The 22,046-nt window shown below is 40.2% G+C and carries 20 protein-coding genes and 1 riboswitch; of the genes, 4 read left to right on the top strand and 16 right to left on the bottom strand.

The window, feature by feature from the left end:
* Window positions 1-33: 33 nt before the first annotated feature.
* The 5 genes from LI149_RS07875 to LI149_RS07855 form a co-directional block, all read right to left on the bottom strand.
* On the bottom strand, window positions 34-948 hold the full coding sequence (locus LI149_RS07875; protein ID WP_173785536.1) for a nucleotidyl transferase AbiEii/AbiGii toxin family protein: 915 nt from the start codon (window positions 946-948) through the stop codon (window positions 34-36).
* Window positions 935-1,576 (bottom strand): DUF6088 family protein, encoded by a 642-nt coding sequence (locus LI149_RS07870; RefSeq protein ID WP_227079044.1) that lies wholly within the window; start codon window positions 1,574-1,576, stop codon window positions 935-937. Before LI149_RS07870 ends, LI149_RS07875 begins: the two co-directional genes overlap by 14 nt.
* A gap of 116 nt (window positions 1,577-1,692) precedes the next feature.
* Window positions 1,693-2,445: a winged helix-turn-helix transcriptional regulator gene (locus tag LI149_RS07865; RefSeq protein ID WP_173785534.1), complete on the bottom strand. Its 753-nt coding sequence runs from the start codon at window positions 2,443-2,445 to the stop codon at window positions 1,693-1,695.
* Between the two features lie 2 nt (window positions 2,446-2,447).
* Entirely contained in the window at window positions 2,448-2,777 is a 330-nt protein-coding gene (locus tag LI149_RS07860) for a cytochrome C biogenesis protein (protein WP_118146142.1), read from the bottom strand.
* A 103-nt stretch (window positions 2,778-2,880) separates the two neighbouring features.
* Complete coding sequence (locus LI149_RS07855) at window positions 2,881-3,240, bottom strand: HIRAN domain-containing protein (RefSeq protein ID WP_147567617.1); 360 nt, start codon at window positions 3,238-3,240, stop codon at window positions 2,881-2,883.
* Window positions 3,241-3,671: 431 nt separating this feature from the next.
* Between LI149_RS07855 and LI149_RS07850 the strand changes: the two genes are divergently transcribed.
* A complete protein-coding gene (locus LI149_RS07850; RefSeq protein ID WP_173785533.1) occupies window positions 3,672-5,000 on the top strand; it encodes an MATE family efflux transporter in 1,329 nt (442 codons plus the stop codon).
* Window positions 5,001-5,066: 66 nt separating this feature from the next.
* On the opposite strand, the gene LI149_RS07845 is transcribed toward LI149_RS07850, so the two are convergent.
* The 10 genes from LI149_RS07845 to LI149_RS07800 all read right to left on the bottom strand — a co-directional run bounded on the left by LI149_RS07845 (window position 5,067) and on the right by LI149_RS07800 (window position 17,958).
* Window positions 5,067-5,681 carry an AAA family ATPase gene (locus tag LI149_RS07845; protein ID WP_005330900.1) on the bottom strand — a complete coding sequence of 205 codons (615 nt, stop codon included), beginning with the start codon at window positions 5,679-5,681 and terminating at the stop codon, window positions 5,067-5,069.
* A gap of 139 nt (window positions 5,682-5,820) precedes the next feature.
* Window positions 5,821-6,531, bottom strand: a complete 711-nt coding sequence (locus tag LI149_RS07840; RefSeq protein WP_005330898.1) for an ABC transporter ATP-binding protein — start codon at window positions 6,529-6,531, stop codon at window positions 5,821-5,823.
* 50 nt (window positions 6,532-6,581) lie between these two features.
* On the bottom strand, window positions 6,582-7,343 hold the full coding sequence (locus LI149_RS07835; RefSeq protein ID WP_005330896.1) for an ABC transporter ATP-binding protein: 762 nt from the start codon (window positions 7,341-7,343) through the stop codon (window positions 6,582-6,584).
* A 1-nt stretch (window position 7,344) separates the two neighbouring features.
* Complete coding sequence (locus LI149_RS07830) at window positions 7,345-8,412, bottom strand: branched-chain amino acid ABC transporter permease (protein WP_173785558.1); 1,068 nt, start codon at window positions 8,410-8,412, stop codon at window positions 7,345-7,347.
* 9 nt (window positions 8,413-8,421) lie between these two features.
* Window positions 8,422-9,306 (bottom strand): branched-chain amino acid ABC transporter permease, encoded by an 885-nt coding sequence (locus LI149_RS07825; protein ID WP_005330892.1) that lies wholly within the window; start codon window positions 9,304-9,306, stop codon window positions 8,422-8,424.
* Between the two features lie 120 nt (window positions 9,307-9,426).
* Window positions 9,427-10,602, bottom strand: coding sequence for an ABC transporter substrate-binding protein (locus tag LI149_RS07820; protein WP_334290734.1), 1,176 nt, complete (start codon window positions 10,600-10,602; stop codon window positions 9,427-9,429).
* Window positions 10,603-10,876: 274 nt separating this feature from the next.
* A complete protein-coding gene (locus tag LI149_RS07815) occupies window positions 10,877-11,509 on the bottom strand; it encodes an ECF transporter S component (RefSeq protein ID WP_227079174.1) in 633 nt (210 codons plus the stop codon).
* A 215-nt stretch (window positions 11,510-11,724) separates the two neighbouring features.
* Window positions 11,725-11,854, bottom strand: a riboswitch (FMN riboswitch).
* A 64-nt stretch (window positions 11,855-11,918) separates the two neighbouring features.
* Window positions 11,919-15,356 (bottom strand): pyruvate carboxylase, encoded by a 3,438-nt coding sequence (locus LI149_RS07810; protein WP_227079175.1) that lies wholly within the window; start codon window positions 15,354-15,356, stop codon window positions 11,919-11,921.
* 477 nt (window positions 15,357-15,833) lie between these two features.
* The gene (locus LI149_RS07805; RefSeq protein ID WP_173785530.1) at window positions 15,834-16,847 is read right to left on the bottom strand and encodes a DUF3878 family protein; all 1,014 of its coding nucleotides are present in this window, start codon (window positions 16,845-16,847) and stop codon (window positions 15,834-15,836) included.
* The gene (locus LI149_RS07800) at window positions 16,795-17,958 is read right to left on the bottom strand and encodes a transglutaminase domain-containing protein (protein ID WP_173785529.1); all 1,164 of its coding nucleotides are present in this window, start codon (window positions 17,956-17,958) and stop codon (window positions 16,795-16,797) included. Before LI149_RS07800 ends, LI149_RS07805 begins: the two co-directional genes overlap by 53 nt.
* A 248-nt stretch (window positions 17,959-18,206) precedes the next feature.
* On the opposite strand from LI149_RS07800, the gene LI149_RS07795 reads away from it, so the two are divergent.
* On the top strand, window positions 18,207-18,881 hold the full coding sequence (locus LI149_RS07795; RefSeq protein WP_227096780.1) for a thiamine phosphate synthase: 675 nt from the start codon (window positions 18,207-18,209) through the stop codon (window positions 18,879-18,881).
* A 74-nt stretch (window positions 18,882-18,955) separates the two neighbouring features.
* Here the strand turns inward: LI149_RS07795 and LI149_RS07790 are convergent, their stop codons facing one another.
* Entirely contained in the window at window positions 18,956-19,618 is a 663-nt protein-coding gene (locus LI149_RS07790; RefSeq protein ID WP_227143179.1) for a VanZ family protein, read from the bottom strand.
* Window positions 19,619-19,928: 310 nt separating this feature from the next.
* Between LI149_RS07790 and LI149_RS07785 the strand changes: the two genes are divergently transcribed.
* Both LI149_RS07785 and LI149_RS07780 read left to right on the top strand, forming a co-directional pair.
* Window positions 19,929-21,308, top strand: coding sequence for an aldehyde dehydrogenase (locus LI149_RS07785; RefSeq protein WP_227079178.1), 1,380 nt, complete (start codon window positions 19,929-19,931; stop codon window positions 21,306-21,308).
* 159 nt (window positions 21,309-21,467) lie between these two features.
* Window positions 21,468-21,992 (top strand): ECF transporter S component, encoded by a 525-nt coding sequence (locus tag LI149_RS07780; protein WP_005335742.1) that lies wholly within the window; start codon window positions 21,468-21,470, stop codon window positions 21,990-21,992.
* Window positions 21,993-22,046: the final 54 nt, after the last annotated feature.

The raw sequence follows: 22,046 nt of genomic DNA, 5'->3' as shown, positions 1-22,046 counted from the left end.
ATTTTTATGTCTCCTTCTCTTTACTCTTCCGTATCATTCAAATCGTTCAATTATTTCAGCAATTTTTTTCATTTGCTCAATAGTTGCATTATAATCTACATAATCCTCTGAAAAGTAGTCTGTAATAGCCTGATAATCTTCTTTATAGAAATCATTAGCACAAAATTCTTTTATTAACACCGATACACAAACACCCTCTTTAGCCGAAGGGCATATACTCATTCCTTTTCTATGCTCCTGAATTTCTTTAAATAACTTCTCAAAATTCGTGTCAAAATTAACTTTTTCTGTCAATTTATATATATCATATAAGTGTCTTGAATATCGCTTGGATTTATTTTTCAAATAATAATCACACAATGCGAAAATCTTGTCAATGTAAGTTCTTTCTATTGACTGGAGTTTCATTTCAAACTCTTCCAAAGAAAATTTTGAAATAAAATCTGAATGATTCTTTTTAACAAAAAAATCTCTTATATAACTTCCAAGCATTACATTTTCTGTCGGGAATGCATAAGAACCTAATGCTGTCTCTAATTTTACAGATGACAATACTCTCTCGTCTTGAATTCCGCAAACTGATTCATATGTGAAATAATATGCATTATAATCTCGATCACTCTGTATTTCATTCCAATTTATTATCGGCATATTTAATTCATCGCTAATACCTTTTAATATATTATTTTTCAGTTTTTTTCTCCGTGCTTCTCCCAAATGTTCATCAAATGTAATATCTATATCTTCTGAAAACCTATTTATAATTTTATAGCCTTTTGAAAGTGATGTACCACCTTTAAATACCACATTTGACAACTTATTTGCTAAATTTTTCAATAGCATAGTTACATAATAATCTTTTTCAATAATTATTTCCGTACGCCCCGTCTCTGCAGCCACTTGTTCTATTATTTCTTTAAATATTTCCTTATCATCATGCAGATACATACTTCACCTCTGTTTCATAAATGGCCTTATAAACTTTCAGTGGATAATAGCATAAAAGGCGGTCTACCTGATTTTTTGTTATTGAATGTTCTATTGCAAATTGGGTTAGAATTTCCCCGCAAACTTTCATATCTTCTTCTGCTGATTTATCAATATCTTTCAGACAATCTAAAAACTGAAGAACATATGCATTTTCTTCCGTCACTTCTACCACAGGCTTTCGTATCACATATTTTCTATTCTTAATACTAACCTCACGAACTAAAGCTGGCGCATAATTACTAATTATTTCTTCTTTAAATGGCATCTGCGTTGATAAACCAAGTCGATTTGCCAACGTATATCCTGAATAAAAACCTACTCTTTTCCCTTGTCTTAAAATATATTTATGCGTGGCAACTGTTTCAGCCGAAATCACAGAATTCTCACCAAAAATATTTTTTTTAGGCAAATAATAAATTCCTGCCTCAAATCGGCAAATCACACCCGCATCTGTTAATTTTTTCAAATGATACCTTATATTTTCCTCTGACATTCCCTCTATGCTAATATCCGCCAAAAATATCGGCTCACCTTTTTCGTAATTTTTCACCAAATAATCCAGTAACATATAATCACCATCTTCCAAAAAGTAAATTATCATTTTACTTATCGTTAGTATATGTTTAAATATGTTTTTTGTCAATTCGTATTTTAAATATTCTATAAATATTTTTACAAGCACTTATTTTATGAAATCCTTATCTATTCTCCCTCCAAAAATCCTAAGTATTCATCACATATATTAAACAACATATCCCCGGAACACACCGGAAGTTCGGCTGTTGTTCCCGGCAATTCTGCATATTGATACAAATCCTCCGCCTTTGTTAATACAAGTACTGGTATTACTTCATACTGCGGACCAAACAATACTTCCAGATAAGGGCTGTACTTGGCAGCCTGAGATATTTCTTCTTCCAGTATTTTATCATTCATCTTAAACTCCAACGAAAATACATAATTCTCTGTAATCACCAGCACGTCCACATAAATTCTTATGTATCTGGATTTCTTAATTCGCAATTCAAATAGAATTTCCCAGTCATCAACCTTTACATCTGCATCACTAAGATCTGCAAACAGATTCTTCATCACCTCATAAGAATCCCGAAATGAATGGAATAGTCCTCTTGTATCGTTAAGATTCCGTCCAATCTTCCTGCAGCCTTCCGTCAACATCTGAAACCATTCATCCTCAGTAAGTTTCAGAAACTCAGCTACTGTTCCATAATATCCACTATAATCACCCAGCCCCACGTGTGGTCTGCTCTGCCTGATTAGTCCGTACCACTCATAATTCTCATTACGGTAGCACAAATCCTTCATATAAGGCGAATTATAAAGATAATGATTCACTGTGCTTCTGTCTTTATTCAGTTTCTTAGCAATCTCCCGTGCTTTAATTCCATCGCCAGAGGCAATCAGGGCATAAATGTCCCGTTCAATGATATCCATGATTAAAAGCTTGTCCTCCAAAGTGGAATCACATTAATAACAGGCTCTTCATACGGGTGAACTGATTTTACCACTTCGATTGTCTTATCAACATTTTCTGTGTATACTGTGACCTCTACTTTCAGCTCCGGCTCACAACTGATTTCTCCGTTCGTCCCTATATATGGATTACAGCCGTCAAGCGGACGCCAGTAACCAGTTACCGGACTCACCGACATACAGGAATCATAATTTCCGATGTGTCCCGCATCAACCTCCTGGAGAGCTTTCTGTAAGACTTCCAGGTGCGATGGTGGAAGGAAAATTTCTAATTTACAATACTTAAAGTCCATGGAAATACCTCTTTTGTTATTCTTATAGTTTATCCTTATTGTATCATAATAAGAATATCCCGTCTTCCATTTACACGTACAATCATCAGGCAATCATCATTATTTAATTAAATGAGAGACTATCTTCCTCTTTCTCCGGTAAAGGCTCATGTTCTTTCTTCTCCTTCAGCCCATCTACCACTTTGCAGATCACATAATTGCCTGCCACAAACATGACTTGTACTTTAAATTTCTTTTTAACCTTATGTGCAATCCGTCCTGCACTCTTTGTTCCAACCGCCACTGTATAGGTAGAATTTGCCACATAACCAACGGTTCCAATATGTTTCACCTGACACCTGATAGCCTCCTGATCATAATAATTATCCGGTTCTTTCACACATGTAATCTTCCGCCCAATTTCAAAAGGAATAATTCCATAATAATGTTTGATGCCCGTAATTGTAATATACTGCTCCTTCATAATCTAATCCTCCATATATTCTCTATAATCTACTTCACTTGCGAATAACATATATCTTCCTTGCACTAATCCCATGTAACCTTCTGATGTTGCATAACCTTTCATCTTCTGCTTCCTCCTTGAACATAATCTGTAATTTATATAGTTTCCATTGTTTCTTTGCTTTCTTATAGCTATAGTTTACAGATTTAGGTGTCCTATAAAAATGACAGGTTGACGTATAAAAATCTTTATGCTATTCTTATCTCGCTAATCTGATTCAATTTATCAGATTAACGATAACATTTATAAAATACATATTCTAAAAACTACAGTGTGGACTTTTTCAGTTCAACTTTTTTTCGCCGCACAATTATAGGCTTTTTATAATTGTACGGCTTTTTGTATGCCCGAAATAATTCGTTTAACACATTTTTAAGGAGGAAATATTTATGAATGATACATTTATGAAAGAAAAGCCGATTCTGCCTCTTTTGACTTCTATGGCGCTTCCCATGGTCATTTCAATGTTGGTGAACTCGCTTTATAATATTGTAGATAGTTTTTTCGTAGCTCAGATCAATGAGCAGGCAATGGCTGCCCTGTCACTGGTTTTTCCGGTACAGAACTTTGTGAATGCGACTGCCATTGGATTTGGCGTCGGAATCAACGCTATGATCGCATTCCATCTTGGAGCTGGCAATAAAGGAAATGCAAATGCTTCCGCAACTCACGGAATGATTCTTTCAGTGATACATGGATTTCTTGCTCTGATCATCAGCATTGCAATTCTGCCAACATTTTTAGGAGCATTTACGAAAGATGAAAATGTTATAAAACTTGGATTAGAATATTCCAGAATTGTATTTTTGTTCGCGCCAGTGATTATGATCAGTCTGGCTTTTGAGAAAATATTTCAGGCTGTAGGACGAATGAATGAGACGATGTTTGCACTTTTATGCGGCTGTATTTCCAATATCATACTGGATCCGCTGCTGATTTTCGGAATTGGATTCTTCCCGAATCTCGGAATTAAAGGTGCTGCGCTTGCAACCGGCATCGGACAAATTATTACTGTAATTGTTTATCTAATCTATTACGTGAAGAAGCCACTTCCGGTAAAGCTAAAAAAATCTTGTCTGCCCCTTCAGCGATCCTTGGATTTTAGGCTCTACACAATTGGCGTACCAGCCATTTTAAACCTGGCTCTGCCTTCATTTTTAGTATCATTTCTTAATGGTGTTCTCTCCGCCTACTCCGACATTTACGTCGTAGTGCTTGGAATTTACTACAAATTGCAGACGTTCCTTTATCTTCCGGCAAGTGGAATTGTCCAGGGAATGCGTCCAGTCATTGGTTACAACTATGGTGCCGGAGAAATGGATCGCGTAAGAAAAATTTTCCGTCTGGCGCTGCTTATGTGTGGTGGAATCATGGCAGGCGGAACACTTCTATGTCTGTTTTTTGCAAATGGTCTTATCGGAATGTTCACTACGAATCCTGAAACAATTCAGGCGGGCGGTCTTGCACTTCGCATTATCAGCTTCGGATTTATTGTTTCCAGTATCTCCGTTACTGCTTCCGGCGCACTGGAAGGCCTCGGAAAAGGGGTACAGTCACTGCTCATTTCTCTGATGCGTTATGTAGTTATCATTATGCCGGCGGCATTTATTTTAAGCCGTATCAGGGGTGCAGTCGGAGTATGGAATGCATTCTGGATCACAGAACTTATCAGCGCAATAGCTTCTGTGTGGATCTATAGAAAAAGTCTGAAACACTAAATTGGGGACACCCTTAATCGTTGATGGGGACGTAACACTTTGGCAAAGTGCTACGTCCCCATCTTACTATTTTATATTGATATAAGATTCAATCAACTCTACTGTCTTCTCAAATCCAAGTTTTCCGCTGTTGATGCACAGGTCATAATTTTCTGCATCATCCCAGCTTCTTCCTGTGTGATAATGATAGAAGTCTGAACGGTATTTGTTGGTTCGTTCGATGTATTTCTCCATCTCTTTTTCGCTCATGCTGACACGCTCTAATGCGGATTTCATCTGGAAATCGTGATCTGCATGAACGTATACGCTGATCATATCCGGATCGTCTTTTAAGACAAAGTCAGCGCATCGTCCGATCAATACGCAAGAACCTTCTGCTGCGTATTTTTTAATGATCTCAGCTTCGTAGTTAAAGAGATTCTGATCTGATGTAAATTCTTTGCTTTCCGGTGGAAGGAGTTCTCCGCTATATACGTTGGTGGATAGCAGGAATTTCGGTAACCTTTTCAGGCGTTCATCTCGTGCATTGAACATACTCTCATTAATACCACTTTCCTCGGAGGCACGCTGCAGGATTTCTCTGCTGTAGCATGGAATTCCGAGTTTTTCTGCCAGCATGTACCCGATGGTCTTTCCACCGCTTCCATACTGTCTGTTGATTGTTATTACTACTCTTTTCATAGCAATTCCCCCAATCTTTTTCTGTTACTTATATTTTAAATGTAACATCTCATTTATGCAAGTCTTGCTCTAACAAGCCTCAATCTGAAACTCATAGAAGAAAACATTACTCTTCCCTGAACTTCTACACATTTATCCTCTACTCACCAAGATATGCCTTCTTAACTGCATCGTCGTTCATCAGCTCTTTTGCATCTCCGCTAAGCAAGATTTTACCTGTCTCTAATACATAAGCACGATCTGCGATTTCCAAAGCTTTCTTCGCATTCTGCTCTACGAGAAGTACTGTCGTTCCCGTTTTTCTTACTTCTTTGATAATGTCAAAGATCTCGTTTACAAAGATTGGTGAAAGTCCCATGGAAGGCTCGTCCATGACGATCAGTTTCGGTTTTGACATAAGCGCCCGTCCCATTGCCAGCATCTGCTGCTCGCCACCGGAGAGTGTTCCGGCTCTCTGGTCTTTTCTTTCTTTCAAACGAGGGAATCTCTCATAGACCATAGCAAGCGTCTGTTCGATCTCCTCTTTATCTTTTCTTGTGTATGCACCCATTTTCAGATTCTGGTATACGCTCAGATCTGCGAATACACGACGTCCTTCCGGTACGTGTGCGACTCCCATGTATACAATTTTGTGAGCAGGCACTTTTGTAATATCCTGTCCCTCAAATGTTACAGTTCCTTTCTTTGACGGAAGAAGACCTGTAATTGTATGAAGTGTGGTTGTCTTTCCGGCTCCATTTGCTCCGATAAGAGCCACAACTTCTCCTTGGTTTACTTCAAACGAAATGCCTTTGATTGCCTGGATCATTCCGTAATATACTTCCAAATCCTTTACTTCAAGCATTGCCATATTCTTATTTCCTCCTGTCTGGCTTTTCTTTACGTTTGTTTCCGGTTCTCTTATTCATCTCCAAGATATGCAGAAATAACTTCAGGGTTATTCAACACATCTGCTGTTTTTCCCTGTGCCAGTACCTGACCGAAATTCAGAACTGTCAGTTCTTCGCAAATTCCGGATACCAGTTTCATGTCATGCTCGATCAGAAGTATTGTCATTCCAAAATGTTCTCTCACGAACTGGATCGTCTCCATCAGTTCTCCCGTCTCATTCGGGTTCATACCTGCGGCAGGCTCGTCCAGAAGAAGAAGCTTCGGCTCTGTTGCCATAGCACGGGCAATCTCCAGCTTTCTCTGCTTACCATATGGAAGGTTCGTTGCCAGCACATCTGCTTCACCGTCAAGATCAAAAACCTTCAAGATTTCCATAGCCTTCTCGTCCATGGCTTTCTCTACTTTTTTGTATTTTGGAAGCCGTAAGATTCCTTCCAGTGTAGAGTATTTATAGTGATTGTGAAGTCCGACTTTCACATTATCAAGTACTGATAACTGCTTGAACAGACGGATATTCTGGAATGTTCTTGCGATACCTGCTTTGTTGATGTCAATCGTCTTCTTACCTGTAATATCCTCGCCATCCAGTTTGATAATTCCCTCATTTGGCTTATACACACCTGTCAGAAGGTTGAATACCGTTGTTTTACCGGCTCCGTTCGGTCCGATCAGTCCGTAAAGCTCCCCTTTTTCAATCTGCATTTCAAACCCGTCTACCGCACGCAGTCCTCCGAAGGAAATGGACAGATTTTTTACATCTAATAATGCCATCTTATGCTTCCTCCTTTACTGCTTTTTTCTGTTTGAATTTTGCCAAATGTTTTTCTCTCCACTCAATTGCTTTCGGAGCCCAGTTAAAGAGCATCATGACAATCAGTACAATTGCGTAGATCAGCATACGGTAATTGGACAGCCCACGCAGAAGTTCCGGAAGCAGTGTCAGGATTGCTGCTGCAATAATAGAACCTCTCACACTTCCAATTCCTCCCAGAACAACAAATACAAGAATCATGATAGACATGTTGTAACCAAAGTTCTGTGGTGTTGCCATCAGCGATGACAGATTATGTGAGTAAAGCACTCCAGCCATTCCTGCAATTGCTGCAGACAGAGAAAATGCAATCAGTTTATATTTTGTTATATTGATCCCTATGGATTCTGCTGCAATACGGTCATCACGAATCGCCATGATCGCGCGTCCGGTTCTGGAGCTGATCAGATTCAGAACAATGACAAGTGTGATCAGAATTAATATAAATCCGATAGTAAATGTACTGTCTTTCGGTGTTCCGCTGATTCCCTGTGGTCCGTTCAGTAAAATCTTTCCATCCGGCTCCATGTTCAAAGACACGGAATCCTTCATAGAAAAATGCAATCCTTTTGAATCTTTACCTATATAAAATACATTTATAACATTTTTAATAATCTCACCAAATGCAAGTGTTACAATTGCCAGGTAATCTCCATTCAGACGAAGTACTGGAATTCCAATTAGGATTCCGAAAATTCCTGCGCACACTGCTCCGATCAGAAGAGCAATCATGAATCTTAAAAGATCCGGCTCAATGACACCTTTCATGCATTTAGAGAAAAATGCACTTGTAAATGCTCCGATACACATGAATCCGGCATGTCCAAGGCTTAGTTCTCCAAGAAAACCTACGACCAGGTTCAGAGAAATTGCCAAAATGATGTAAGTACAGATTGGTACAAGTAATCCTGTAAATAAGCTAGACAGGCTTCCACTTGTAACAAGTACCTGGATTACTGCGTAAACTACGATTACCATAAGATATGTAATCATGTTGTTTTTTGTTGTTTTATTCATATTCTTTAACATTCCTGCCACCTACACTTTCTCCTGGATATTCTTACCAAGAATTCCAGTAGGTTTTACAAGAAGTACCACGATCAGAACTGCAAATACGATTGCATCTGCAAGCTGTGAAGAAATGTATGCTTTTCCGAGAATCTCAATGATTCCAAGAATAATTCCTCCTATCAGCGCTCCCGGTACAGAACCGATTCCACCAAATACGGCTGCTACGAACGCCTTGATACCAGGCATGGAACCTGTGTAAGGTGTCAGGCTTGGGTATGCAGAGCAGAGCAGTACACCGGCGATTGCAGCAAGTGCGGATCCGATTGCAAATGTCATGGAAATAGTCTTATTTACATTAATTCCCATAAGCTGTGCTGCACCTTTGTCCTCGGATACAGCCAACATTGCCTGACCTGCTTTTGTCTTATTAATAAACAGCATCAGACCTGCCATAATAACAATACATAGTACAATTGTCAGAATGGTCGTTCCTGTAATTGTAAGCTTTCCACCTGCCAGTTTTAAGTTCGGCAATTTGATGACTTCTGGAAATGATTTCGTATTAGAACCAAAAATCAGAAGTGCCAGGTTCTGAAGCAGGTAGCTGACACCGATTGCTGTAATCAGAACTGCCAGTGGAGATGCCGCATTACGAAGCGGACGATAAGCAACTCCTTCAATTACAACTCCAAAAATTGTGCAGGCGATCGTCGCAATAATGATTGCAACAATTGGATTCAGACCTGCGCCTGTCACACAAGTCAATACGATATATGCTCCGACCATAATAACGTCACCGTGGGCGAAGTTCAACATCTTAGCAATACCGTATACCATGGTATAGCCAAGAGCAATGATTGCATATACACTTCCAAGGCTGATACCATTAATGAGATAAGATATAAAACTCATTTTTCTTCTCCTTCCTTTAACTAAAATTTTTACCTCTCAATTATAATGCAATATGTGAGAAAGGCTGCCACAGCAATTCTGTAGCAGCCGCTTATCACTATTTTAACTTATCGGGCTGAATTAGTCCATGGATACATATGCACCATTTTCAATCTTAACACCCTTAGGTGCCTTATTCGGCTCACCGTTCTTCTCCCATGTGATTCCGTCTACACCTGTCAGACCGTCAATCTTGATCTTTGTCATAGCGTCCATCAATTTGTCGCACATCTCTGAGTAATCCATATCCGGTGTTACATCAGCTTCCTCTGCTGCAGCTTTGATAGCGTAAATTGCATCATATGCATCTGCTGCAAACTGAATTGGTGTATTGCCGTATTTATCTTCATATGCTTTTGTGAATGTCTGAGTCTTCTCATCCTGTGCATCAGATGCATAAGGTGTCAGAAGCATCGTTCCCTCTGCAAGAGATTTATCAAATCCCTCTACACCAAGGATTCCGTCAAGTCCATCACATCCAAAGAATGTCGGATGATAATCTAACTTAGCTGCCTGCTGTAAGATAGCAGATGCTTCCTGATAGTAGATTGGAAGGAATACAAGATCAGCTCCTGATGACTGTGCCTTCTTTAACTGTACAGAAAAGTCTGTCTTATTATCTGCTGTAAATGCTTCTGCTGCTACAACATCAAGGCCTTCTTTCTTAGCCTCTGCTGCGAAGTTTGTGTAAATTCCATTAGAATATACATCGGAGCTGTTATAAATAACTGCTATCTTTGTTGCAAGTTTGTTCTTTGCAATGTACTCTGCAGATTTTGTTCCCTGTTCAGGATCTGAGAAGCAAAGACGGAATACGTTGTCGTGATCCTGAACGCTCTCTACTGCTGTTCCGGAAGGTGTGATCTGGAACATGTGATCACTGTCTGTCTCAGATGCTACTGCTGTACAAGAACCAGATGTTACAGTTCCCATAAGAATCTGCATACCCCAGTCTTTCAGAGTATTGTAAGCATTCACAGCTTTCTCTGCATCTGCCTGATCATCTTCTGTCTTGAACTCAACCTGCTTACCATTGATTCCACCATTTTTATTAATCTCTTCTACAGCAAGCTTTGCACCATTGTCTACTGCTTCACCATATGCTGCTGCATCTCCTGTCATCGGTCCGATTCCACCAATTTTAAATACATCTGATTTTGAATCTGAGCTTCCGCTCTTAGAACCACAGCCTGCCATCATGCTGACTGCCAGTGCTGATACTAATACAGCACTTACAACTTTTTTAAATTTCATAATTCCTATCCTCCAACACTGTTTTTGTATTGACCTTATAATATCTCCTTCTTTTCCGTCTGTCAATGAAAATTTTAGATTTCACTCTGTTTTTTTATCAGTACAATCTTTTTTACATAATAGAAAATACAATTTCTTATTATATAAAATAATAACAGGTAAACATATCGCTTTCAATGTCATATTTAAACTCTGACATTGAGTGCCATATATCCACCTGCTATTTTTTAATATTTTCCTTCTATATAATGATGTTGGAACAAAACCCCAGCTGATATTATCTCATTTTCAGAATCGGACTGATCTTCTTGTAGATCAGAAGTACTACAACGGATACCATTGCACCTTTCAAAAGGTTAAATGGTGCTACTGCAAATACGACAAATGTAAGTAAATTCGTAATATGACCATTTACTGCTGTTCCCATTCCTACCAACGCATCGATTGGCATGCTAAATGCTTTTGCATAAGCCGGAAGTAATACATATGCATTTAAAAAGCAACCGATAAATGCCATAAATACAGTTCCTGCTGCCATTCCGATCATTGCACTTTTTCTGGAGTGTTTTGCTTTATAAATCCATGCTGCCGGAAGGATAAAGGCACAACCAATTGCAAAGTTGGCAATATCACCGACACCTGCTGTTGATGTTCCACTGATCAGAAGATGTAATACGATTTTAACAAGTTCAATCATCGCTCCTGCTGCCGGTCCCATTGCAAAGCAGCCGATCAGTGCCGGAACTTCGCTGAAATCAATCTTGTAAAATGCCGGTGCAAATGGAAGCGGAATTTCAAATGCCATTAAAATAACTGCAATTGCCCCCAGCATTCCCACCTGGGTAATGAATCTTACTTTTGACATACCTGCTGTGTTTGATTTGTTCTGTGTTGCTACATTTGTACTCATTTCTTTCTCTCCTTTTTATCTGCGGTGTGTCTGATCTGTGCAAATGAAACCCTCAGACACTGTCCTCTTTTATTCGTAAGAAAGAATACTTCTTTTGGAACTATGCTTCTTTAGAATGTACCACTAAAAAAGGTCCACCGAACCTTTTTGTCGTATGCTTGACAACACAAAATCCCCCGACGCTTACGCTTCGGGGGACTTAATATACATTCACCATAATTCTTCTCTCATCCAGACTTTACTGTCGGTTCCGGAATCTCACCAGATCAGCCACTGCATACACTTACGCAGCGGGTCGCGGACTTTACCGCCGGTTGGGAATTACACCCTGCCCCGAAGAATCTCTCTTATCTGTATTTGATTATAATCCTCTGATTAGTCCTTTTCAAGGCTTTTTTCAAAAATCTTTTTACTGGAAGGACATCATCAGATCGTCCTGATGCACTGTCTCACCTGGTTTTACATAAATCTTGTCTACAACACCTTCGATCGTAGATACAACGATTGTCTCCATCTTCATAGCTTCCAGAGTAAGAAGCGGTGTATTGACTTTGACCGGATCTCCCTCTTTGACAAGGACATTTCCTACGATACCTGGGATATTTGCTCCAAGCTGTTTCGGATTGGACTTGCTTGCCTTAAGCTTACGATCTGTCTTGATCTCCAGTTTCTTATCCAGAATCTTGACGTTACGGATAGATCCATTTACCTGGAACATCAATGTACGGTATCCGTCCTCGTCCGGCTCGCTTGCTTCCAGATATTTGATCAGAAGTTCCTTTCCTTCGCCAATCTTCAAGTAAGTCTCCTCACCCTTTCTAAGGCCATAGAAGTATACGTGACTTTCCAATCTTGTAACATCATTGTAAATCTCAAAGTGTTCGCAATAGTCCTCATATACCTTCGGATACAGCGCATAGCTGACTGCTTTCTTGCACATATCTGCTTCTGAGCGATCCTCATAATGATATTTCTCGCACAGATCCTTCTTAATCTGATCCAGATCAACTGCCGGGAGAAGTGCACCTGGACGTTCTGTCAGTGGTTTAATATCTTTCAGGACAATCTTCTGCAGTTCCTTCGGGAATCCACCATACGGCTGTCCCATCATACCCTGGAAATAAGATACGACGGAATCCGGATAGGATAATCCAGCACCTTCTGTCAGAATATTATCTTTTGTCAGGCCATTCTTGTACATAAAGATAGCCAGATCACCAACTGCCTTGGAAGTTGGAGTTACTTTTACGATGTTTCCAAGCAGATCATTGGCGTCTTTGTAAAGTCTCTTGATTGCTTCAAAATCATCCGGTGATCCCATACTTGTTACCTGTGCAAGCAAGTTGGAGTACTGTCCTCCTGGAATCTCATATTTGTAAATCTCTGTGTTTGGAGATTTCATATCACTTTCAAATGGTGCATATACTTCACGCACACGGCTGTAGTAGTGACTTAATTCTGTCAGTTCCTCCGGCTTCAGGCCTGTGTCACGTCTTGTTCCACGAAGTGCCTCTGCTACTGCGTTCATAGACGGCTGACTGGTCAGTGATGACATAGACTCAATTGCCAGGTCGACAATATCTACGCCGGATTCTGCCGCCATCATAACAGTACTTACACCATTTCCCGTGGAATCGTGTGTATGCAAATGTAATGGTACATGAAGTTCTCTCTTCAGTGTGCTGATCAGTTCTTTTGCTGCCAGCGGCTTCAGAAGTCCTGCCATATCCTTGATCGCAATAGAATGGCATCCTAAGGACTCCAGTTCTTTCGCCATCTTCACATAATAATCTAATGTATACTTTGTCTCGTTCGGACTTGTAATATCTCCTGTATAACAGATTGCACCTTCAACGATCTTTCCAGTCTTAAGTGCCTCCTCGATTGGCAGTTTCATAGTCTCGATCCAGTTCAGACTGTCAAAAATACGGAATACATCGATTCCATTCTCTGCTGAGATCTGAATGAACTCTTTTACAAGGTTGTCCGGATAGTTGCTGTATCCAACGGCATTGGACGCACGAAGCAACATCTGGATCAATGTGTTCGGCATACGCTCTCTTAAAGTTGTCAGACGTTTCCACGGTGACTCCTTCAGGAATCGGTACGCTGTATCAAATGTAGCACCTCCCCATGCCTCTACTGAAAATGCGTTCTGCATAAATGCATTTGTCGCATAAGCGGCACCGCACAGATCTTTGCTACGCATACGTGTTGCCACCAGTGACTGCTGCGCATCACGCATACTTGTATCTGTAACATAAAGCTTTTCTTCTTTTAAAATCTTCTGCATGTAGCCTTCTGCACCAAGTTTTAAAAATTCATCTCTTGCACCATAGACCGGTTTATCATGGTCAAATGTCGGCAGAATACGGTTATCGAACTGTTTCTTCTTACCCATGTCAGAATTGATGATACGATCACCGATAAACTCAATGATCTTAGTCGCACGGTTCAGGCTGTGTGTCAGGCGGAATAACTCCGGTGTCTCCTCGATAAATGTTGTGTAACACTGACCGGACTGGAATGTCGGGTGGTTCAGCACATTGATCAGGAACGGAATATTTGTCTTAACTCCACGGATACGCATCTCCTGAAGGGCACGCTCGGATTTTCTCACTGCACCTGCAAAGGTACGGTCATGAGAAATAATCTTTACAAGCAAACTGTCATAGTGTGGTGATACAACGGCTCCGACATATGCACAGCCACCGTCCAGACGGATACCATTACCGGAACCGGAACGATATACTGTCATCTCACCTGTATCCGGCAGGAAGTTATTTGCCGGATCTTCAGAAGTAACACGAGTCTGAATAGAATATCCGTTACATGTAACATCTTCCTGTGATTTAATATGTATCTCTTCTGAATCAAGAGCATATCCTTCTGCAACCAGGATCTGAGCCTGCACGATATCAATTCCTGTCACCATCTCACTGACTGTATGCTCTACCTGAATACGAGGGTTCATTTCAATAAAGTATGGATTGTTATCTCTGTCTACCAGAAACTCCAGTGTTCCTGCATTGACATATCCAACATTTTTACAAAGACGGATTGCTGCATCAAAAATCTTCTCTCTTGTCTCGTCTGGAATGGTAAATGCCGGCGCATACTCTACGACCTTCTGGTGACGTCTCTGCACAGAACAGTCGCGATCGAACAGATGCACAACATTGCCGTAATTATCTCCAATCACCTGAACCTCAATATGCTTTGGTCCTTTCAGATACTTCTCAACGAAGATCATATCATCACCGAAAGCTTTTTTAGATTCATTTCTCGCCTCGTTGAATTCTTTTTCCAGATCAGCCGGATCATTGACAATACGCATACCACGTCCGCCACCACCGTTGGAAGCTTTCAGCATAATCGGATATCCGACCATGTCTGCGATTTTCGCTGCCTCTTCATAAGATTTCATCGCATGATCTACTCCAGGGATGATCGGTACATCTGCTGCAATGGCAATCTGTTTGGAAGAAATCTTATCTCCCATTGCTCTCATAATATCACTGGAAGGTCCAATAAATGTAATGCCATTCTGTTCACATGCATCTACAAACTCCGGATTCTCTGACAGGAACCCATATCCAGGATGGATTGCATCTACGCCTGCATTCAGTGCGATCTTAATAATTGTATCAATATCAAGATATGCATCGATTGGTCCTTTATCAGGATTCAGGGGATAGGATTCGTCTGCTTTGGAACGGAAAAGAGCGTATCTGTCTTCCTTAGAATAAATGCTGACTGTCACAATTCCGAGCTCATTGAGCGCGCGGAATACTCGAATGGCGATTTCCCCACGGTTCGCCACCAGAACTTTCTTGAACTGTTTCATTGTCTTCTTCCTCTCTTTTTTTATTGGTTTGCAATTAGCCTTTTTCTCTCTAATCCCACGGGCAATTACAACTTGACCGAAAAGTCGCATGATAGTTCATCTGCCCCACACGGATTACATGCACTTTTGATTTAGTTTACAGGATTTTTCTGAGAAATGCAAGATAAAAATATGACAACTTCATTTTTTGACGATAGTTAAGAAAATAACAATGAAATTTGCAAGATTTTAAATTGTGAAATTCATTTTAGCCTCTTTTTTCCCTTTTTTCTTGTCTATAACAGATAAAAATTGCATCAAAACTTTTCTTTTCCATGATTCACACTTTTTTAACAATCTAAACACAAATCGAAAACATTTTTTCATTATTATATAGACATCAGCAAGAGAGATGCTGAGATATAAATAACAATTTTCTTTTTCATACTTTTTCCTTTGAGAGTCTTCCGGTGGGAGGGCTCTTTTTATTTTGGAAATTTAATTTATTCTTCTGACATTGACGCCCCTGTTTTTTCCCTGCCACTTATAAATCATGAGATAAACCTTATAGTCGAGTTCGTCTTGTGCGGTGACGAATGGCTCTTCTCTTAGTACCTCGGATTTGATTCCCTGCTGATAAAGTTCTGCCTGCTCTTTTTTTGCCTGACTGATAAGTTTCTGATGTCTTTCATCAGCTTCTTTTCCGAAACTCCGGTTTGGATAGTTTGCGGCTTCTTGTTTGAGTTTTTCTGTCAGAAGTTCTATGAAGCGTACATGTTTTGTCTGATGTAATTTTACGGCTATGTAACGACTCGTTCTCATACCATGATGTTTCCGGTAATATTTTAATAACTTTATCATGCTTTTATCGTCTGCTTCTTCTGCGAATTCTTCCATGACTGTGATCGCCTCTTCTGACGGCTGCCACGGATTATCTTTTGGTACAATATATTGATCCGGCACCGCCGGGTAACAGCAGTAATTGAGTGGCGGGAACTGTTCTAACATTGCCAGTTTCTGTTCTGTCGGTGTGCAGAATTCCGGTCCCAGATATTCTAATTTGTCCCGTAAAATTGCAATGCGATATTCCAGTTGTCTTAAGTATTCGTACCCTTCCACCCAGAAATGTCCGATTTCTCCATAATTGTATAAATGTACTTCCACTGACAGCGACTGGTAAAAGAGCGTTACAACGGAATCGTCCTGATGTACCACAAGCACATATTCTCCATTTTCATAGGTAACTGATGCATCCAGTGGTCCTTCATAATCGTCCTGATAAATTCCGGTCATTCGCGCACCGTGAAATACAAGAAAGCTTTCCACTGCATCGTTCATCATATAAACTAGTTTATACTCTGGCAGAAGTAATTCGAACTGATCTTGTTCCAAAAGTTCTTCCAGCATCTCCAAAGCTCTCTCCTGACTGATCTGGTACGCCTGATTTTCCACATTTTCTTTATTCTTTTGCTCTGCTTTCCACACATTTTCTGTGCTTTTCTCTGTTTCCAATTATCTCTCGCTCTCCTTCATTGGCATCTTCCATCACAACTTTCGTTTCTCTGATCATGCCTTCCGGCAGTTCCTGATACTCCACCCTCAAGACTGCCTGTGCCCAGTTCAGACTAATCTGAGGCTGTTTATTTTTCTCACGTCCGGCTCTCTCGATTTCTTCCAGAAGTTCTTTTAACACTTCTTTGGTCAGATAGCCGCCTCGCCAGTGAAAGGTCAGCACGCGTCCTTTCTTCGCTGCCTGAAGCGACCGCTTGTATACATCTTCTATCTTTGTAAATGACAGTTTCTTTTCTTTATAATAGTAGCGTCCGCCCTCGTTGCATGCTGGAGCCGGATACAACAGTGGTTCGTGATCCCGGAAAATGTTTTTATCATCCAGGTTAAAATAATCGTACCTGAAATCCATCTGTTCTGCTTTTCCGGCTTTGTTCTTTCCCGATGTGTTGCGTGGAGTTTTGTTTTCCGGTTTCTGATTTTCTTTTTTCTCATAATTGCCAAGCGTATTGTCAAATGTTACGTCCAGGTGATAATACTGTCCGTCAATCTTTACGATATTCCATGTATGACGGTACTTAATCCCTTTTTCCGGATTATTTCCACACACTGCAATCATACACCAGATTCCAAGGGCATCACACAATACCTTCACGGATTTTGCAATTCCTTCACATACGCCTACCCCATGCCCTAAAGGTCCGATAATCTCATGGGAATAAGGTTTTTTCAGCTTATCATAATGTATACTTTCACATAAAAAGTCGTGTATATATTTTTCCTTGTCCCACTGGGAAAATGTTTTCGCTTCTCTTGCGATTTTCTCTACGCGGGCTGTCATGGCTTTCTGATGTTCTTTTATCTTTGCTTTTTCAAATAAATATTCCGGCACAAAAATCAGATTGGGAGAATCGTTGTAATATTTATACTTATAGCCTGTTGCCCAGAAAATTTCCGGATGATCCAGCCGGAGCTTGAAAAAGACATTATAGAGTGCCTCACCCTCCAGTCTTGGAATCTGAATCTCTTCATCTATATTTAAAAATCCCTGATACAAGGCATGATAAACTGCCTGTTCTATTTTATTCATCCTATTATAATAGTACTGTTCCATGTAATTTTCCGTAATCCTTTTCTATCATTTCAAGCTTTTGTCACTAATAATGATTGCGAGTTTTCTGTCACACGCAAATTCAAGTCGAACATTGCAACTAGAGTATAACATATATTATGAATATTTTCGTGTTTCTTTGAAGCATACATTGACATTCCATATCAGACTTTTTATACTGGGAAATGTAAATTTCAAAGAAAAGCTTATGTAATAGGCTATGAGAAGTTTTCAGAAAGTAGGAATCCAATATGAACTGTAATGATTCTATGATAAATAATTCTATTCTCAAGAAGAGGAATGATCCCGGCAGAAATTTCCAAATCCTTGCCATTTCAAACCGACATCTCTGCAATCAACCTTTTGAAGACCAGATTAAACGGGTCTGCGAATGGCACCCGGACGCTCTCGTTCTTAGAGAAAAGGATTTGCCAGAAGACGAATACAAAGCATTAGCAAAAAATATTCTGGATATCTGTAAAGCTTACGATGTCCCATGTATCTTACATACTTACTGGAAAGCAGCGCTGGAACTTGGACATGATGCCATTCATTTGCCACTGCCTCTGTTACGGGAGTTGTCTGCCGAGTCGCAGAAGCATTTACAAAGTCAGAATTCGACAATCTCGCAGAATTTTCATGTTACGGACTTCCATAGAATCGGCACATCTGTTCATTCTGTCGAGGATGCCATGGAAGCAGAACGGCTCGGTGCGACCTATGTGACAGCCGGACACATTTTCACAACAGATTGTAAGAAAGGCCTGCCGCCACGTGGACTTGATTTTTTGAAAAATGTCTGTGATGCAGTCACGATTCCTGTCTACGGAATCGGCGGAATAAAATTTGACCCGCAGCAATGGAACAGCCTGAAAAAACAAGGTGCCTGTGGCGGGTGTATTATGTCAGGAATGATGCAGCTTTAAAACTGCATCTTTTTTGTTGCAAAGCATACACCAAAAAGGTCCGGTGGACCTTTTTTAGTGTCTTCTGCAATTCATTATTGCACATATGGATTATACAGAAAGAACGCTCCGGAAAAAGCCAGCGCCAGATATATCATTGGTTCCCATTTTCTTCCATCAGCCTCTATTGGATTTTCCACATGTCCATCACTTTTTTCTTTCTGTTTTCCACAAACTAACACATAAATACCTCTCCAGATCAGATATCCTGCGCACGCGCCGATCGTATTCGCAAGCAGGTCATCAATATCTGTTGCACGCGCGTTAAATATTTGAGAAATTTCAATTGTTAACGACAATAAAAATCCTGTAACCGTGACATTTGTTATGCTTCTGCATTTCTTCCATATACATGGTATCAACAGCCCCAGCGGCAAAAACATGATTATATTTAACACAAACCCCATGCCCAATCCTGCCAGTGGATTCCAGTTATATCCACCACTGATGGCATCTTTAAGTCTTACAATGTCTGCCAACAGGCCTATCCCTGTCACTTTAAATACCACCCACAGATAAACGAGCATTACATAAACTCCAAAATAATATTTTGCAGGCACACGCCTGGAATTTTGCTTTGCTTTGATTTCCATTAGTCCCTGATATATCAGACACGGCAGCAGCAGCGTAAGAAGCAGATAACCACTGTACATAAAATCCTCAACTATATAAATATATAAAATCCTCACATAATCCATAACATTTCCTCTCCTTTTTCCAGCCTTTATCTTCACACCTGATATATTAGAATACATTTCTTAACAACTTCTTTGGAATATTCTTAATATTCTCTATAGTTTTAACCCATGCCTGTATCATGCAGTCCGATAACATCACTTCCATCTGATATAATCAACATTTCTATCAATTTGTTTCTTGAATTATCAGACAAATGCATCTATCATAATCATATAAATATGATACTTGCAGCTCAGTAAACCAGAGCTGCATTTGGGGAATCAATTACAAATTCAAAAATGAATTCAATGATATAGGAGGGCTTTTCTTATGACACAGGCTGAAATCAAACAACTGATTCAGAAACAGCGGACTTTTTTTCATTCCGATGCTACGCTTGATGTAGAATATCGTATACATGCACTTCAAAAATTAAAAGCATGCATCTTAAAATATGAAAATGAAATTAATATCGCAATCCGTGCAGATTTGGGAAAATGTGCTTTTGAAAGCTACATGTGCGAGACTGGTCTCGTCTTAAGCGAACTGACTTACATGCTGAAACATACACGCAAATTTTCGAAAGAGCGCACAGTCAGGACTCCACTGGCACAGTTTCACTCCAGGAGCTATCAAAAACCGTCCCCGTATGGTGTCACACTGATTATGAGTCCATGGAATTATCCGTTCATGCTCACCATAGAGCCGTTGATCGATGCGCTGGCAGCAGGAAATACCGCAATCCTGAAGCCAAGTGCCTATTCTGCACATACTACTGCTCTGATCAGCCGTATGATCCAGGAATGCTTCGATGAAAAATATGTGGCCGTTGTCACAGGTGGGCGTGAGGAAAATAATTTCTTGCTAAATGAACATTTTGACTACATCTTCTTTACCGGGAGCCAGGAAGTAGGGAAGGAAGTAATGCGGCATGCTTCCAACCATCTGACTCCAATCACCCTTGAGCTCGGTGGTAAAAGCCCTTGCATCGTTCATAAAAGTGCCGATATCAGACTTGCTGCTAAACGTATTGTTTTTGGTAAATTTTTAAATTGCGGGCAGACATGTGTTGCTCCTGATTACATTTACTGCGACCGCACAGTCAAAGATAAACTTATAAAAGAATTGAAAAAACAGATTCAAAAACAATATAGTAAACAGCCTCTGGCACATAAAGAATATGGCAAAATTATCAATTTAAAACATTTTGACCGGCTGCTTGGACTGATTGATTACGACAAAGTGGTCTATGGCGGCACTTTCGACCATCACACTTTACAGATCGAGCCAACAATCATGGACAACGTCACCTTTGCGGACGCTGTCATGCAGGAAGAAATCTTCGGACCGGTTCTTCCAATCCTGACTTACGATTCTATCAGCGAAGCCGTGAATAATATTCGTGCCATGTCCCATCCGCTTGCACTTTATATTTTCGCAGGAGATACTCATGTAGCGGAAAATGTAATTGCAAGAATCGGGTTCGGCGGAGGCTGCATCAACGATACACTGATTCACCTTGCCACAAGCGAAATGCCTTTCGGCGGATTTGGCGAAAGCGGCATGGGCAGTTACCACGGAAAGACCGGATTCGATACATTTACACATTACAAAAGTATTGTGGATAAGAAGACCTGGCTGGATCTGCCAATGCGATATCAGCCTTACAAGAAGATAAATAATAAGTTGTTACATATGTTTCTAAAATAAATGCTATCTAAAAACAACAGACCAGTTTACAGTTCTCCCACAAAACCGCAAACTGGCCTGTTGTTTTTTATCAGAATTGGACCTTTATATCAAGCCATGATTGTTGTACAGTAGGTTCAATCGAAAGATAAGTAATCATATAAGGAAAGAGGTTTTACTATGAATTCAAATTTGAAAAAAATTGTGATGACAGCACTTTTTGCTGCACTTGCATGTGTTGCCACCATGTCTATCCGTATTCCAACACCTGGCACAGGCGGATATATACATCCAGGTGACGCAATCGTAATCCTGTCAGGAGTTGTTCTTGGACCAAGTTATGGACTGTTGGCAGCCGGTATCGGTTCCGCAATGTCAGACCTCCTCGGTGGATATTTTGTATACGTTCCGATTACATTTGTAATCAAAGGACTGATTGCTCTGTTTTCAGGACTTGTTTACCAGAAAATTGCAAAAGATTCCAAATCACGTTATGTAGCAGTGCTTCTCGGTGGCGTGATCGATATCGTACTGGTAGCCGGTGGATATTTTATCTGTGAATTTTTCCTTTATGGATCATCTGCAGCAGCAAGTATTCCAGCCAATATTATTCAGGGAGTCGGCGGACTGATTATCTCCTTCGTACTGTACCCGGTATTAATGGCAATTCCAGATGTAAAACAGCTCACATATAAGACAAAATAAACTATGAGAAACACGCTTCGCGAGTTTCTCAAGTTATCGCGGCAGTCGCCAAGG

The sequence above is a fragment of the Dorea sp. 210702-DFI.3.17 genome (assembly GCF_020560825.1).
GTDB classification, from domain to species: Bacteria; Bacillota; Clostridia; order Lachnospirales; family Lachnospiraceae; genus Dorea; species Dorea formicigenerans.
The sequence above is the reverse complement of the archived record's forward strand: the minus strand, read 5'-3'. Positions and strand labels throughout refer to the sequence as shown.